The organism is Vibrio sp. LaRot3, assembly GCF_027587025.1.
Lineage (GTDB): Bacteria > Pseudomonadota > Gammaproteobacteria > Enterobacterales > Vibrionaceae > Vibrio.
This window is the reverse complement of sequence record NZ_JAPPTI010000001.1, coordinates 500762-516626: the sequence shown is the minus strand read 5'-3', so window position 1 is coordinate 516626 and position 15865 is coordinate 500762. Positions and strand designations below refer to the sequence as shown.

Here is a 15865-nt window from a genome sequence, read left to right as displayed (position 1 = left end):
AGCCACAGAAACAAATAAACTGCTTTTATAAATCAACGAGGTAGCGGATGAACAAAGTGCTATTAGTAGAAGACAACCGTGAAGTCGCAGGGATTCTATTCGATTACTTTGAATGCTTGGGAATGGAGCTCGATTACGCCGACAATGGAGAGCTGGGCTTGCAGTTGGCATTAGAAGGCAACTTTGATCTCATATTACTCGACCTCATGTTACCTCGCATGGATGGCTTAACAGTGTGTAATAAATTGCGTGAAAGCGGAAACTCAACACCTGTTCTTATGCTAACGGCTCTCGATAATCGTGAAGACATGCTAAGTGGCTTTCAGCATGGCGCGGATGATTACCTAACCAAACCCTTTGATTTAGAGATTCTTGAGGCGCGCATGACTGCGCTTATCAAACGTTACCGAGGCCAAACGGCATCCAGCACGTTAGAAGTTGGCCCGATTAAGATTGACCAAAAAACTCGTCAAGCCTTTAGAGAAGGTCGCTTGTTGGCTCTTAACCCAACGACATACACCATCCTAGAAATGCTCTGTATCAAAGCGCCTGAACTGGTAACAAGGCAAGAAATCGCAGAGAAACTATGGGAAGAAAAAGAGCCTAATAATGATGTATTACGCAGCCATATTTATCAGCTACGTAACCAACTTGATAAACCTTTTGACAAGCAACTATTGATGACGGTGCCAAAATTCGGTTTTCGTTTGGAGATAGACTAACTTATGCGTATGCTCCGCAGCTCAAAATCTCTAACAGGTCGTTTAGCCGTCTTCTTTATCGGCCTATCTTGCACCGTGGGCGTTGTGACATTCATGGTTTTTCTCATGGCCTTACAATGGTCAGAAGACCGAGTGGGTGAACGCCGTATTTTACTCGACAGAGATATTGCTGCTGAGCGTTTTATTAACGGTGAAAATGGCAAGATCCGCATAGACATGCTGACCGATGCCTACAATGACTTATCCCTTATTCCAAAAGAATATCAAGATTATTTAAGAGACAAAGAGTCCTTTGTTGGAGAGGTAGGGTTTTGGTATAACCCGGACTCATTAATGATCTATAAAGGCCAATATGCTCATGATGGAGAAATGCACGATCTCATCTTGCTTTCTTTAATGGACAAAGTTGAGCTGTCAGATAAAGAAATCATATATTCCGGTCTCATCGTAATCAGTTTTGTTTCCGTACTGATGTTTGCCTTTGGCACGTTGCTCTACCGATTATCAAGCCAACTTATCGAGCCACTTAATGGCATTGCTCTTCAATTGGAAAACCAAACCGGAGACAGCGCCGCTGAGTTTACCATTTCACCGGAAGCCTCGATTGAGTTTCAAACTCTGACGACAAAACTCAACCAGTATCGTAGCGAACTCAACCATGCACTAAAACGCGAACAAGCCTTTGCTCGCTATGCAAGTCATGAACTGCGGACACCATTAACCGTGGTAAAAGGCGCGACAAAATTACTCGAGCGCACCGAAACCAAAACCTTCAACCTTCGCCAAATTGGCCGCATTAGTACCGCGACCGAGCAAATGATCACTATGGTCGACGCTTTGCTTAGTATCGTGCGCTACGAGCGCAACGTTGAAGACGCCCCTTTGCGCCAAGTGCCGGAACAAGAATTCTCAACCATCATCACCGACAACAGCTTACAAGCAACCGAAAAACAGCTGCAAGTTGAGCTAAATATCGATAGTTTGCCCCAAGTTAGAGCGACTGAGCCTGTGATGCACATGGTATTAGGGAACTTAATTCGCAATGGCATCGCAGCCACTTCAAGCGGCGCCATCACCGTGAATATTAGCGAGAATCACATACAAATCATTGATGATGGCCCTGGTCTAACCTCAATCCCAAACAAAGAGGGGCATGGTTTAGGCTTGCTGATCGTTGACGACTTATGCCATCGCTACGAATGGCAGTTTTCACTAAGTAATCACCCAAATCGGGGCTGTATCGCCACTATTCAATTCTAAGGTTTAGAGTCATTCTAACATTCAAGAATATTGTAAGGTGGAGTAGAATACTGACATAACACTCCACCTCAGTTAATCATGAAGCTCGCCGATACCCCTATTACCCAACACCAATTCGCTGGTATTGATTTCTACCTTAAGCGTGACGATAAGTTACATAGTCACTTTAGTGGAAACAAAGCGCGTAAACTAATGAGCTTACTACATGATGACTTTCCATCTGTTCGTACTCTGATTGGTTACGGTAGCCCGCAAGCAAATTCGTTGTATTCACTCGCAGCCTTAGCAGCAATAAAAGGATGGCAGCTGGAGTTCTACGTTGACCGTATTCCTGAATGGCTAAAGGGGAGCCCAATAGGCAACTACCGCGGGGCGTTAGAGCTAGGGGCAAACATTATTGAGACAGCTTCCCATCAATGTCATCCATGGGACTACATTAATCAAGTGCGCCAACCCGATGATACTTGCTTAGTCGTGCCAGAAGGCGGAAGAAGCCAAATAGCCGAGCAAGGCGTGAAAGGTCTAGCGAATGAAATTCTAAGCTGGGCACGCTTCGAAAGTGATAAGCAATTTGTGGTTGCTCTTCCCTCTGGTACAGGCACAACCGCCCTCTATCTGCACAAACATTTGTCACCCCATGGCATTAAAGTGCTTACCTGTGCTTGTGTCGGAGGTAATGATTACTTAACCAAACAGTTTTTAGAGTTAGGTGAAAGCCAACATCCTGAACTCTTGTCACTGAATCGTAAGCACCACTTTGGCAAACTATACCAAGCGGATTACCAAACTTGGCAAGCTTTGCTAGAGCAAACCAGTGTCGAGTTCGATTTACTCTACGACCCTTTGATGTGGCAATGTTTGCAGCAATGGCAGCTAAGTAATCAAGATAAAACCATCCTCTATGTTCACCAAGGGGGAACACTTGGCAACGAGAGTATGCTGCCAAGATACCAAAGAAAATTTGGAGACATCTGATGTACAGAATCTTTAGCCTTATCGCATTGTGCCTTTTTTCAATATCAAGCTTTAGCGCAGACAAGGTAGTAAAAACACCCATCAAACCCGTTGTTGTGGTTGACAGTTCTTCAGCTTCGCATCGGATCTGTTACTACCAAGGTGAAGCCTACTCACTTGGCGCAGTGATTAAAGTTGATGATTACCTGCTGCGCTGCCAAGCCGAAAATGACTTTGAGACCAACAGCGCTGTTATCTGGGCTGCACTCGAAAAATAACCAAGCCGAAAAACATCACGTAAATTCAGTCAATCGGACTAGAGCACATTACCGCCCAATAACACGTATTTGGTTTCTAGGTATTCTTCGATGCCTTGCTCTGCCCCTTCACGGCCAAGCCCTGATTGCTTCACACCACCAAATGGCGCACTGGCCGATGACAATAAGCCTTGATTAAGCCCGACCATACCCGCCTCTAAACGGTTGGCTAATCTCAGGCAGCGGGCAATATCTTGGCTATAGGCGTAAGCTGCGAGCCCCGATTCTGTCGCGTTAGCGCGTTCTATCACCTCTTGCTCGGTATCAAAGCGATACAACGGCACCATAGGGCCAAACGTTTCTTGTTGGCTACACAGCCACTCATCATTGGCATTCGCCAATACTATTGGAGCCAACAAATTACTCTGACCACTCGGAATCGAGCCAGAAAGTAACTCACCGCCTTTTTTTAACGCATCTTCAACTTGTTGCTTCACTTTAATCGCCGCTTCAAGGTGTATCAGCGGCGCAATATCAGAATTGTCTAACCCACTCCCAACTTGCAACGTGGCTACCCTAGCAACAAGCGCATCAGAAAAAAGCTGATAAATACCGCTTTGGACAAAAATTCGATTGGCGGCTACACATGTTTGTCCACTATTGCGAAACTTAGCGATCATCAAACCATCTAACGCTTGTTCAATATCCGCATCATCAAAAACGATAAACGGAGCATTCCCACCAAGCTCTAGTGACAGTCGCTTCACGTTTGCCGCGCTTTGAGCCATTAATAACTTGCCTACATTTGTAGAACCGGTGAATGACAGCTTGGTGATCTGGTCACTTAGGCACAACTGTTGACCAATTTCCGGCGCATCGCCACACACAACTTGCAATAACCCTTTAGGAAAACCGGCGCGCTGTGCTAACTCCGCAAGTGCGAGAGCGGTAAATGGTGTATCTGGCGAAGGTTTTACAATTACACTGCAGCCTGCAGCAATCGCTGGTGCACATTTACGAGTCATCATCGCAGCAGGAAAATTCCAAGGCGTAATCGCCGCAACAACACCAACGGGTTGCTTCTCAATCAAGATTTTAGAATTAGGTAGATGACTCGGCACTATCTCGCCGTTAATACGGGTCGCTTGCTCAGCATACCAAGCGACAAAAGAGGCAGCATAGGCTATCTCCCCTTGCGCTTCTTTTAACGGCTTACCTTGTTCAAGCGTAATAATGCGGGCTAAATCATCACTGTGTTGCAAAATTAACTGATGCCATCTGCGCAACATGTTACTGCGCTCAACCGCTAAACATTCTCGCCATAGCTCAAATGCCTTTTGTGCACTTGCTATTGCCCGCTCAATGTCAGACGAGTCAAGGTTTGGTACATTCCCTAAAATGCTTGAATCGACAGGGTTATAGACTTCCTGAACGTCTGGTTTGTCGAGCCATTGACCATCAACTAGGCATTGCTGCTTAAACAAACCTAAATCACTGAGTTTTTGCATGAGTGATACCTTTACTTAACTACGCTTTTCACAAGAACGAAATTTGAACCCACCAAATATGCAACTAATATTATATATATGAATCCACAATATAATCGAATATAAGATGATTCAACGCACTGTAGGCCTTTGCTTGCTGCTACTATTCAGCACTTTGGTACAAGCTCAGTCTCAGACAACCAAAGAAGAAATAATATTAGATTATGGGTTAGTGCTTCCCATCCCTAATAGTGTGGACGTTGATCGTGAGATTGCGAAACTTGGTTGGGTATTGTTCAAAGACCCAAACTTATCGTCAAACCAAGCAGTGAGTTGTGAGAGTTGCCATGATCTTAGCAGCAACGGGGCAGAGCCTACAGCGGTTTCTACTGGCGTAAACGGTCAGGGCATCCGCAATTCAATTACGGTATTCAACACTAGCTTAAATTACCGCTTTTTTTGGGACGGTAGAGCCAACTCTTTAGAAGAGCAAATCAATGGCCCTCTCACCAATCCTGTTGAGATGGATTCGAACTGGAATGATGTAATTCGCTACATCAAACAATCCACTCGCTATAGAGCAATCTTTAAATCCATTCCAAACTTTGACATCAACCAAGAGAACATTGCCTTTGCGTTGGCCGAGTTTATGCGAGCGTTGCAAACCCCAGGTTCTCCTTTTGATCAATACCTCAATGGCAACCCATACGCCATATCTGATCAAGTTAAGCGCGGTTGGGAAACCTTCCAAACAGTCGGCTGCGTGCAGTGCCATCAAGGCACAAATGTCGGCGGCAATATGATCCAAAAATTCGGTTACTTCACACCACAATTAGAAACGGAAGATACAGGGCGTCACCTAGTGACTAAAGATGGATTAGATAAATTTTATTTTCGCGTCGCCAGTTTACGTAATGTTGCCCAAACCCCACCTTACTTCCATGATGGCAGAACCGAAAATCTCACTGACGCCATCCGAATCATGGCCCAAGGGCAACTCGGTATTACTATGGACGATAATACCGTTAGCGATATAGAAGCCTTTCTTAGCGCCCTCTCTGCGCCTAGACCGCTAATCTTACAGGAGTTTGAAAATGAGTAGGTCTCTACCTATTACCGCTTTTATGATCGTGATGATTGTCGCCGCCCTTGCGCTTGCAGGGCTGAATTACCACTCCAGTCGATTGCTTGAAAACTATCAGGCGGAAGCCAATAAAATCAGCCATGACTTACTTAATCACAGAGACGACATCTTAAATTACGATAGCCATGATTCACGCAAGCACTTCCAATTAACACAAAAAATCGTTGAGATTGAAAAACGCTCGCTCAACTTGAAAATACAAGCTTCCAAAGCGCATTGGTTTGAGCTTGGGCACAACCATGACAAAACGCTTTCTACCCTGTCTCATTACCACCAGCAACTTAAGCAAATTACCTCAAAGTTAGATCTATTGGTTGGGATTCAAGTTGCCAAAAAGTACGCAGAAATCTCCCTCAATTCTCTTTTTGATAAAGCAATACAAGGCATCCCGAACGACCAAGGCATCAATTGGCAATTTGTCTCTTTCATGCAAGAAAACCAGCTCAGTAATCATGTCAAACACCCGCAAATTAGTCAGTTTTCTCAGCAGCTTCAAGTTATTGAAAGCAGAAGAAAAAGCTTGAGCCAAACGGTTTTGAATGAAGAACATAAAGCCTTTATCGAACTCACACGTAATCAACTGCGCCAACTGAGTCAAAATGCCCTCAGCCTAACTTGGCTACTTGCTTCAACAGCAATAATGCTTTGTTTAGGGCTATTTATGTATTTGGGCTACCGACGTTATCGTCTGCTCAATCAGCTAAATCAAGAGTTGGAATTTGCTTCAGATAAAGCACACAAGGCCGCAAAAGCTAAATCGCAATTTTTAGCCACCATGAGCCATGAGCTTCGCACACCTATGAACGGAGTACTTGGGCTAGCGCAAATCATTGCCGTGGACACCAAAGAGCCCGCGACTAAGCAAAACACCAATATTATTTTAGAGTCAGGACAGCACCTACTCACGGTGATCAACGACATTTTGGATTTCTCCAAAATTGAAGAAAACAAGCTCACTTTAGAAAATGACGATTTCTATCTTAATCAAGTTATTGCGCCCGTCATGAGTGCCATACAACCATTAGCAGAAGAAAAGCACATCAAGTTTGAATTTAATCAGCAGATAGAACCCAATCGATTTTTTAAAGGAGATAGAGCGAGACTGCGTCAAATTCTGTTTAACCTAGCTGGCAACGCGGTGAAATTCACTCATCAAGGTGGGGTGACCATCAGCGCCAAACTCACGCCAGCGCCAAATCATCAGTTGCAGCTAGCCGTCTCAGATACCGGAATAGGTATTGCCGAAGAAAAACATGGTGCGATATTCAAATCCTTCGAACAAGCGGATACTTCAACAACCCGCGAGTTTGGTGGTAGTGGCTTAGGCCTTGCGATTGTAGAGCGCCTTACCCACCTTATGGGCGGTACGATTACTTTAGATAGCGAAATCGACTTTGGCAGTACCTTCACCGTCACCTTACCACTTGAAACAGGGCTTTGTGAGCAAACAATTGAAAATGAAGAAACACTGTTTACACCAAACCAAGCAAGACCGCTCAATATCTTGCTTGCAGAAGATAACCGAGTGAATGCCATCGTGGCGAAAGGATTTTGCGCCAAATTAGGCCACAGTGTAGAGATAGCAGAAAATGGATTGGTCGCGACTCAAATGGCCAAAGCCAAGCAATATGACCTCATTTTAATGGACAACCACATGCCCGAGATGAGCGGGGTTGAAGCTACGCGTTTCATTCGTCAGCAGCTTAATATAGACACGTTAATCTTCGCCTATACCGCCGACGTATTTAGAGAAGCCCATGACGATTTTATTCAAGCCGGAGCCGATCACGTACTGACCAAGCCGCTGCAACATGAAAGTTTTTGTGATGCTCTGATTAGCTTTGCTCATCGCATTCAATCTCAACAAAGCATAGAGACAACCACAAATGAACCAAGCAACGTTATCGCCCTACACCGAGCGCCAACATCAGCCCTCCCCCTAACTGAAGAAGAGCTAACCAAGAGTGAACTGCTCAGTGACATCAAGCAAGATGTCGATACTTACCACAGCATTATCAGTACACTAATCGCAGACTTTGAGCTCGCCATCGATGAGCTGATTGATGCGTATTCTGAGCAAGATGCCGACCAATTACATAAGACCTTGCACTGCGTAAAAGGCATCGCACTCAATCTACAACTCGATAATCTCGCTCAACAAACACTCATTATTGAACAGGCCGTTCTTGCGGGCGATATTCCCGATATAGAGTCATTCCAAAAGTTGATTAACCGCTTATCCGTCAATGTTCATCAAAGTAATCGAATCATCGAACGACTTGAAGAAAACAAAACCGTCGTTGCGATGAATCCGAATCGCTAACCACTAAACAGAGCACTAAAGCGCGGAGATATAGTTGGGTTTATCTTGATACAAACGTTCATCCGCGAGTTTTATGGCGGCTTGTAACTCTTCACGCCCTGAAAAGGTCGAGACGCCAATCGAGGCAGATATCCACTCATCCTGCAAGGTGAGCTCTGCCGGCGTTTGGCTACGAATATGATTTTTAAGATGAGGTACAAAGGATTTTATTCTTTGTTGACCAAAGCTTGGAGCAATCACGATAAACTCATCGCCCCCCATCCGAATAACAAAATCAGACGAACGAAAACCAGATTGCAAAGAGTGCGCAATAGCTTGAATGGCAAGATCGCCAATATGATGTCCGTAAGCATCGTTAATCGCCTTAATCCGGTTACCATCGACGCAAAATAGCGCACATTGTTTATGGCTAATCAACTCTTGAGCCAGTTCATCCGACTCCAGAACCTTACGGTTATAAACTTGAGTTAAAGGATCATACAGTGCGGTTCTAGCGACCATTTTTACTCTATCGACTTTCGCCACATAAATCGCTATCGCAATAAATAAGCTCGAACTGAGCAGCACTAGCAAGCCATATCTTAACCAAAGCTCCACCAAATCTTTGTAAACCACCAATGATTTGATGTTGTCGAGCGTATAAGAAAGCTTTGTCGAATGCCACGTGGGCTTACTACCCAGTACAAGCTTAATCAAATGACTTGCGCGAGAGTGGGAGGAAACGTCGTAAACCGCATCAGGTAGAACCGTATCCACAATGACATCACCAATCACCTTACCGTTAGCGGTGATTGGCGCAAGTAACGAAATGATCCAACGCGCTTGGCTATGATCATAATATGGGTGACCAATAGCGACACCATCTTTGACGGGGTATGCTCCGGTGTACTTCTGGCATACCTTTTTCAGCAAGCAGTAACTGGATTGGAAGGTTCGCTCATACTCCTCTGGATTAAGCTCTTCACTTGAGTTCGATAGCAGTTGCTTACCCTTTCTAAGTCGAATTCGAACTGGCGTATCCTCGTCAAAAAAGATGGGATTTTGCTGAGCAAAATGATTAACCAACGAGAGCGCTTCCTTGTCCTGCCATTCTCCTGTGCTGTTGAAAAGTACATCATCCAACCGCCCTCGCTGACTTGAAGGCTTGAACAACTCAGCATCGCTCAATATAAACGACAGCAACATGGCAACTTTCGCGTTGGCTTTAATATCTTCTTGAAGCTGATTTGAGACATAATGAAACTCGTTCATTTCATCTAAAAAATCAAAACGTATCGTCACTACGGTAAAAACAGCGAGTACCACAAAAGAGAGAGCCAGAATGAACTTTTGCTTCATTAAACGTTGCATTCTTGCGCCTCATTTTGCTCAGCATAAACGCGAAGCAATACATCAATTGGCATCGGTTTCGCAAATAAATACCCTTGCTGAACATCCACACCAAATTCAGTAAGTGCCAGTTTTTGCTCTTCTGTTTCAACACCTTCGGCAACAATCACCGTATTGTCGACCTTAGCAAAACTGATCAAAGATTCGATCAGCTTCTGTGAGCGAGGGTCGTTAAACATGTCAGTGACAAACGCACGATCAATCTTAATCTCATCAACCCGTAACTCACCCAAATAGGCAAAAGAACAATACCCTGTACCAAAATCATCCAGTGAAAGTTTGTAACCATAAGACATCAGCGATTTAAGTCGGGAAAGAGTCTCGCTGTCTTTATCAAGGAAGATGTTCTCTGTGACTTCAATGGTGACTCTTTCCGGATCAACACCATGCCCTAACACGATATCATTCAATCGCTCGACAAAATCGGCTTGGTCGATACTGATAGGCGACATATTGATTGAAACAAAAAAGTCACGTCGACCCAATGCGGTGTCCAACATTGGCAACTGCTCACAGACCAAGCCTGCTACGTGCATATCCAATTCATAAATCAGAGCGCTGCGCTCCGCGATAGAAATAAACTCCATCGGAGAGACCACGCCAAACTCACACGAATACCAACGACACAACGCCTCAAAACCATGCAGTCGGCCGCTGACAGAACATCGCTGCTCTTGAAAGTGCACTTGAATCTCGTTGCGTCCCAATGCCAACGGTAGTTGGCTTTCTAAGCTTTGGTCGCGCGCGACTTGTAGCCCAATGGGTTCGTTATAAAACTCAATCCACTGATCATCGCGTTTACGTACATCTGAAAGTGCGATACCTGCCATCTTTATTAGCTCAAACATATCGCTTGAATCACTCGGGTACTTGGCAACACCAACATTGAACTTAATGTCTAAGTCTAGCCCTTTGTAGTTAAGAACATTCGGTATCGTTGACTGAATATGATTGATGATATCATCACATTCGTTCCCTGCCCCGCATGGCACCAACAATACAAATTCATCCCCAGCAAACCGATACACCCTGGCCCCTTTAGCCTCAAGTGAACGTAAATGTGTCGCGACATGATTCAATGCCTGATCTCCGCAATCAAAGCCATATAAATCATTGATTCGTTTTAATTTGACTACATCCAAAAAGGCCAAATATAAACGCTGCTCGCCCATCACTACCCATAGCTGAAACTCTCGTTCAAAGGCGCGGCGATTGGCTAAGCCAGTTCTATTGTCCACATAAGCCAAAGTGTCTAACTGGTTCGCTCTTTGTTTTAGCTCTTCGATTTGTGAGTGAATCACCTCCTGATAACGTTCAATCAGGCTGCGAACGAAATGGCTCATTCGATATGACATCGCGATCAAGATGAGAATAGTGATCACCGCGATAATACCAGTCACTTCTTTGACCGATTGATTGAGAAGCGTGAACGTTTTTGTATGATTTTCGGCTATATTTTGCGCTTCATCTAAGTAAACGCCTCCACCAACGATCCACCCAAACTCAGGTAACAATTGAACGTATGAAGTCTTTAAGTTGTTTTTAAGACCCTCAGGAGTAAAAGGTGCATTATAGGTGACATAGGCACTTTGCCCTTTTCCTGCGTTCTCAATAGCATTTAAAAACAAGTCGATGTACCTAGCTGGAATGCCCACCATTTCAGGGTTTATATGAGCCAGTATTTTCCCTTCAACACTGACAATAAAAATGTAGCCCGTCTCATCAAACCGATACTCTGAGATCCAATCAGAAACCCTTTTTTCTACTTCGCTTTCGATCCCTGAGATGCTGCGACCAATACCGATATAGGCATCGAACTCTTTGACATAAACGATGTAGCCAAGCTTAGACTTACCCATAAAATTCCACGCTACCTTTTGCGGCTGAGCGCAGTTCGGGATATAAGGCGATTGGGAAAACTCTCTAATGCTTTTTCCAATCGCACTCGGCACGTCAGGGTGCATCAATATGGTTTCATCTTCACCGCTGAACATAAAAAAGTACGCTTGTTCATTAGAAAAGCGTAAAGGGGTAAGTAGCGCTATCACGTCACTCAACTTCGGTGCCGCCCCTGCATTGGACTTTTGATCAAGGTAAGTATTCACCACACCGCTCGCCAGATTGATTGCATCTTTCAGCGCCGCATCAATCTGCTTGCGTTGAGTTGCAACTTGATAGCGAATTTCATGAGACACAATGTTTACTTGCCCGGCAACATGCTGCTTCTTTTCTTCTATCACTCCGTTGAAAATCGTCTCTTCAAAAGTACTAAAGGCGATTCGGTTATTTAAAAATAGAAGAGTCACCAGCACGATAGAGAAGATAGAACCCATCACGAATGGAATATCACGAAGCTGTTTCATCGAAGTGTTTTGCATAGTAATACTGCTATTTAAAATTGCCTTTAATTCTGCCTATACTCATTCGCACACGAGGGAACTTTGCATAAACATAAAATCGGTCGCCCTGCTGTTTAGCATGATAAAAAAACAACCGATAACCGGACTTAATGACATTTGATTTGTCGGTATAGCCCTTAGTCGAGTGAATTTCCGAGCGGTCATAGGCCAACATAATTATCTGATTACCCAGCCTTAGTTGACGACCAACCACCTTCCATTGAGATAAAATATTACCTTGCTTATCTCGCTTAGTATTAATTTCAATCGCACTACCACGAGAGCAAGTAACGACACTGCTGCCATTATTTTTGAACTTGAAACTCACTTGATATTCGCAAGTCATTCCTTCTAAATAAGCCACGTAAACAGCCATGAATAACATCGTCGCGAGGATTCCGCTCGCAGCAAACAAATATCTAGCCCATTTCATCCTGTTGACCTTCTGCATATTCTGCGGGAGTAAGATAGTTGAACTTTTCATCTGCTCGATAATTAAGTGTCACTCCGCCAACATCGCAAGCGATGTTGTTTTCCAAATCAACGCAATCAACAAACACCCATGATCGATATAAATAGAACACGATTGAAACAAGCCAAAATAATAGAAGAACGCCACAAACAATTGAAAAACCGTTCCATAACGGAGACAACCTGCTCTGTTGTTTAGTAAGCGGATGGCTTTCAACCGTCTCCACCACTGGCTTTGGCTCACACGGTGTCATTTCGAGGCGATAACCTAAACGAGGCACATTAATGATGCTCACGCCATCTAAGCTAACGATCTTTCGTAAATTAGAAATCGCGACAGCCAACGAGTTACAACCGATGCCTTCTTCTTTACCCCAGCCACAACGGACAAGTAATTTCCTTGAGACGACCTCACCACGGTGCAAGATCAGCTCTTTTAACACTATCGCCTCAGAGCAATTAATCGACATGAGCTGACCATTAGCGAACGAAATCGAGTTTCGACCTGGGTCTATTTGAAGCGTCATGTTATTGAGTTCTATTTTTTCCATATTTCTGTATTTAGTTCAGAATCACGAAACACTACCAGTTTATAAAATCAAATCAATTTAACGGAAAAATCCAAAATCCTCATAAATAGCTCATTAAACAATCACCTCCAGTGATACTTTTATTGATAATTAAACATATTTACAAACATTGTTCATTTAAGAGTCAAAACACATTGATGGACGTAATGGATTTATATTTTCCATATTAAAAAGTCGCAAATTGTATAGCTCAATTTACGCCTCAAATAAGATTCATTTAGAACACTAAGGATGATCATCCATTTGTGCTATTAAAAAAATGGCTCGTCATTTATGTAACACAACGGCAGTTGAGGAGGGATTAATTTATGCTAATTTAACCAAAAACACTTATATAACATAAGCTTAATAAGTCAAATTTAGATTTATTTAACTCTGTCTATTATAAAAACCAACTATACTTTTCAAATCAATGCCATTTGCATCAGTTATATTTTTAAGGCCAGCCATATTGCGGGCGTTATTTAACCGCTAACCACTGAGTAAAAAAATCGAAACAATTATCATCATTGATGTAAAAAAAGGCTCCGAAATCGGAGCCTTGATAAGTTGCTTATTGCGTTTAAGAATTCTCTAGTTTGTGCTTCAGTATACCAATTGCAACTCCAACCAAAACGCCAAAGGCAGTGAGTAAACCGACTTTAATTGGACAATATGGTCTGTCACCTTGAACTTCACCCGTCTGAGCATTAACTAGCACCTGATATACTTTTTCTTTGTATCGATAAGAAGTCACCCACACAGGCAAAATAAGGTGCTTAAAGGTCGCATTAGTGTAGACTGATTCAGTAGCGCTGATGCTCTGCTTATCTCCACCGATATCTTCTCTAATCACTTCATTAATTTTAAACTGCATACGATCTTTCGCATCTGAATAGCCTTGCTTAATATCGATTTGATAAGTCTCAGCTTGATAACCCTGTAAATAACTATCTGAGTAATCGACCATGCGGCTCAAATCCCATGGCTCAAGCTTATGCAGTTGCTTGGATTTTAGTGACTTAGTTGCCGGCACTAATACGTCATCAAAGGTAGTTTCAACGCTGCCCGAAACTTTCTTCCAACGAGTCTTCGTTTCAGTTTTAAACTCGGTCTTACCCTCAGAGTTCGTTACAGATTTGGTTACTTGGTAGTTGGTTCCTCTCTCACCACGATAGTCAGTTGCAACATCACAGTCGTAAGTCCAATACGGCAAGTAAATACCTTGGAAGCGTTCATAGTTTTTGGCGTGATTCTTTAGATCGTTTGGCGCAAGCCATAAGCCTTTAACCCAAGAGCCAAAATTACCAACCGCTTTCTCTCGATTAACTTTAAACGGTAGAATCCCTTGCGGCTTAATGCGCTTTTTATTCTCTGCTCTTGAAAGCACTAATGGTGTATCGCAAAACGCACAATGTGTTGCTTTAACATCAGTGCCAAACTCTGTGGAAGCACCGCAGCTATCACATGTTACTGTTAGTGCCTCAATTTGTTCTTGGCAAGATTCGTAGTTGTCTAAATAGTCCTCGAGATCAAACTCAACATGAGCATTAGTAGCTTGTAGAGGCTGCTCAATTTCCATTTCATACGAGCAGTGACTACATATTAAAGACGTGGTCCCCGGCTCATAAGTTAAATCTGCTGCGCAACTTTGACACTTTACATCCACTAACATCGCTTACGCTCCCGGGATTGGCGGAGGAGTAGCTTGAAACAGTCTATTGAGCTCTACTACATCACCAGCCTTCTCCCACGCGGCCATGCCTTGTTTCCAGACTAGACTTTCACGAGTTACCTGACCCGACGATGCTTGTTGCTTTAAAACATCAAGATTAAAAGGCCCTGTTTGCTGACCATTAACTGCAACAAAATATTCGCTTTGCGTCGGTAATGGCGGAGGTGTTACGGCCTGAGGAGCTGATTGCTGTTGAGTATTCTGAGGGTTCATAGACTGCGCCATTTGCTGAGCCATCGCGAAACCCATTCCCATTTCCATTCCCGCACTTGCGTTACCACCATTTTCAGCTGCGGTTTTCAACGCTTCTGCCGTTTGGTATTGGGTGTACTGGTTTAAGTTACCCAAAATCCCCATCGATGAACGCTTGTCTAATGCTTCTTCAACTTCTGGTGGCAAAGAAATGTTTTCAACCATGAACTTAGCAAGCGTTAAACCATATGTCGCAAAGTCTAAGTTCATTTTCTCTTGCATCAATAACGCAAACTCATCATAGTTCGCAGCCATATCAAGAACAGGTAAACGACTTTCACCCACAGCATCAGTAAAACGAGCCACCGCCATCGTTCTTAATTGGCCATGAATCTCATCAATTTGGAAGCAACCATCCGTACCCACAACTTGCTCTAAAAGTTTTAGAGGCTCTTTTACGCGAATATCGAAGTTACCAAAAGCACGGATACGTACTGGCCCAAATTCAGGATCTCGTAACATAATAGGGTTCTTAGTACCCCACTTGTTATCGGTAAACAATCGCATATTGATGAAATACACTTCGGCTTTAAACGGCGAATTAAAGCCATGCTTCCATCCTTTAAGTGTACTCAGGATAGGTAAGTTTTCAGTGGTCAGTTGGTACATACCCGGTTCAAAAACATCCGCAATTTGACCTTCGTTGACGAAAATAGCCACCTGCCCTTGCCTTACCGTTAGCTGTGCACCATTTTTTATTTCATTTTGGTAACGCTCAAAGCGCCATACTAAGGTATCGTTGCTATCATCAACCCATTCAATAATATCGACGAACTCACCAACGATCTTGCTCCAAAAGCCCATGAAACCTCCATTACCTAAGCCAAATTAGTATAGTTTTGTAGTTACTCGGTTTAACCACATGATTTATTGGGAAAAGAGTATCTGATACTCAAAGATTTA

General features: G+C 43.5%; 13 protein-coding genes. 6 read left to right on the top strand and 7 right to left on the bottom strand.

Features of this window, described 5'->3' with window-relative positions:
- The first annotated feature begins 47 nt into the window (after window positions 1–47).
- From OH461_RS02510 to OH461_RS02495, 4 genes are all read left to right on the top strand, one after another.
- Window positions 48–722: a response regulator transcription factor gene (locus OH461_RS02510; protein ID WP_270019057.1), complete on the top strand. Its 675-nt coding sequence runs from the start codon at window positions 48–50 to the stop codon at window positions 720–722.
- Window positions 723–725: 3 nt separating this feature from the next.
- Window positions 726–1982 carry a sensor histidine kinase gene (locus OH461_RS02505; protein WP_443088431.1) on the top strand — a complete coding sequence of 419 codons (1257 nt, stop codon included), beginning with the start codon at window positions 726–728 and terminating at the stop codon, window positions 1980–1982.
- 78 nt (window positions 1983–2060) lie between these two features.
- Window positions 2061–2957 carry a 1-aminocyclopropane-1-carboxylate deaminase/D-cysteine desulfhydrase gene (locus tag OH461_RS02500; protein WP_270019056.1) on the top strand — a complete coding sequence of 299 codons (897 nt, stop codon included), beginning with the start codon at window positions 2061–2063 and terminating at the stop codon, window positions 2955–2957.
- Window positions 2957–3214: a DUF1496 domain-containing protein gene (locus OH461_RS02495; protein ID WP_270019055.1), complete on the top strand. Its 258-nt coding sequence runs from the start codon at window positions 2957–2959 to the stop codon at window positions 3212–3214. Before OH461_RS02500 ends, OH461_RS02495 begins: the two co-directional genes overlap by 1 nt.
- Before the next feature lie 38 nt (window positions 3215–3252).
- On the opposite strand, the gene OH461_RS02490 is transcribed toward OH461_RS02495, so the two are convergent.
- Entirely contained in the window at window positions 3253–4701 is a 1449-nt protein-coding gene (locus OH461_RS02490) for an NAD-dependent succinate-semialdehyde dehydrogenase (RefSeq protein WP_270019054.1), read from the bottom strand.
- 106 nt (window positions 4702–4807) lie between these two features.
- On the opposite strand from OH461_RS02490, the gene OH461_RS02485 reads away from it, so the two are divergent.
- Together OH461_RS02485 and OH461_RS02480 are read left to right on the top strand one after the other, a co-directional pair.
- The gene (locus OH461_RS02485; protein WP_270019053.1) at window positions 4808–5782 is read left to right on the top strand and encodes a cytochrome-c peroxidase; all 975 of its coding nucleotides are present in this window, start codon (window positions 4808–4810) and stop codon (window positions 5780–5782) included.
- Window positions 5775–8147 (top strand): ATP-binding protein, encoded by a 2373-nt coding sequence (locus tag OH461_RS02480; RefSeq protein WP_270019052.1) that lies wholly within the window; start codon window positions 5775–5777, stop codon window positions 8145–8147. The genes OH461_RS02485 and OH461_RS02480 overlap by 8 nt, the downstream gene beginning before the upstream one ends.
- Before the next feature lie 15 nt (window positions 8148–8162).
- Here the strand turns inward: OH461_RS02480 and OH461_RS02475 are convergent, their stop codons facing one another.
- The 6 genes from OH461_RS02475 to OH461_RS02450 form a co-directional block, all read right to left on the bottom strand.
- The gene (locus tag OH461_RS02475) at window positions 8163–9497 is read right to left on the bottom strand and encodes a GGDEF domain-containing protein (protein ID WP_270019051.1); all 1335 of its coding nucleotides are present in this window, start codon (window positions 9495–9497) and stop codon (window positions 8163–8165) included.
- A complete protein-coding gene (locus OH461_RS02470) occupies window positions 9485–11914 on the bottom strand; it encodes a bifunctional diguanylate cyclase/phosphodiesterase (RefSeq protein WP_270019050.1) in 2430 nt (809 codons plus the stop codon). The genes OH461_RS02475 and OH461_RS02470 overlap by 13 nt, the downstream gene beginning before the upstream one ends.
- A gap of 10 nt (window positions 11915–11924) precedes the next feature.
- The gene (locus tag OH461_RS02465) at window positions 11925–12311 is read right to left on the bottom strand and encodes a hypothetical protein (protein ID WP_270019049.1); all 387 of its coding nucleotides are present in this window, start codon (window positions 12309–12311) and stop codon (window positions 11925–11927) included.
- 43 nt (window positions 12312–12354) lie between these two features.
- A complete protein-coding gene (locus OH461_RS02460; RefSeq protein ID WP_270019048.1) occupies window positions 12355–12933 on the bottom strand; it encodes a winged helix-turn-helix domain-containing protein in 579 nt (192 codons plus the stop codon).
- A 625-nt stretch (window positions 12934–13558) separates the two neighbouring features.
- Window positions 13559–14557 carry a hypothetical protein gene (locus OH461_RS02455; RefSeq protein WP_270019047.1) on the bottom strand — a complete coding sequence of 333 codons (999 nt, stop codon included), beginning with the start codon at window positions 14555–14557 and terminating at the stop codon, window positions 13559–13561.
- 96 nt (window positions 14558–14653) lie between these two features.
- Window positions 14654–15766, bottom strand: coding sequence for an SPFH domain-containing protein (locus OH461_RS02450; protein WP_270019046.1), 1113 nt, complete (start codon window positions 15764–15766; stop codon window positions 14654–14656).
- Between the last annotated feature and the right edge of the window lie 99 nt (window positions 15767–15865).

Coding starts and splice junctions, on each gene's coding strand:
- OH461_RS02475 (WP_270019051.1), bottom strand. CDS start 9,497: ATGCAACGTTTAATGAAGCAAAAGTTCATTCTGGCTCTCTCTTTTGTG.
- OH461_RS02500 (WP_270019056.1), top strand. CDS start 2,061: ATGAAGCTCGCCGATACCCCTATTACCCAACACCAATTCGCTGGTATT.
- OH461_RS02495 (WP_270019055.1), top strand. CDS start 2,957: ATGTACAGAATCTTTAGCCTTATCGCATTGTGCCTTTTTTCAATATCA.
- OH461_RS02450 (WP_270019046.1), bottom strand. CDS start 15,766: ATGGGCTTTTGGAGCAAGATCGTTGGTGAGTTCGTCGATATTATTGAA.
- OH461_RS02455 (WP_270019047.1), bottom strand. CDS start 14,557: ATGGAAATTGAGCAGCCTCTACAAGCTACTAATGCTCATGTTGAGTTT.
- OH461_RS02510 (WP_270019057.1), top strand. CDS start 48: ATGAACAAAGTGCTATTAGTAGAAGACAACCGTGAAGTCGCAGGGATT.
- OH461_RS02480 (WP_270019052.1), top strand. CDS start 5,775: ATGAGTAGGTCTCTACCTATTACCGCTTTTATGATCGTGATGATTGTC.
- OH461_RS02490 (WP_270019054.1), bottom strand. CDS start 4,701: ATGCAAAAACTCAGTGATTTAGGTTTGTTTAAGCAGCAATGCCTAGTT.
- OH461_RS02485 (WP_270019053.1), top strand. CDS start 4,808: ATGATTCAACGCACTGTAGGCCTTTGCTTGCTGCTACTATTCAGCACT.
- OH461_RS02505 (WP_443088431.1), top strand. CDS start 726: ATGCGTATGCTCCGCAGCTCAAAATCTCTAACAGGTCGTTTAGCCGTC.
- OH461_RS02465 (WP_270019049.1), bottom strand. CDS start 12,311: ATGGCTGTTTACGTGGCTTATTTAGAAGGAATGACTTGCGAATATCAA.
- OH461_RS02470 (WP_270019050.1), bottom strand. CDS start 11,914: ATGCAAAACACTTCGATGAAACAGCTTCGTGATATTCCATTCGTGATG.
- OH461_RS02460 (WP_270019048.1), bottom strand. CDS start 12,933: ATGACGCTTCAAATAGACCCAGGTCGAAACTCGATTTCGTTCGCTAAT.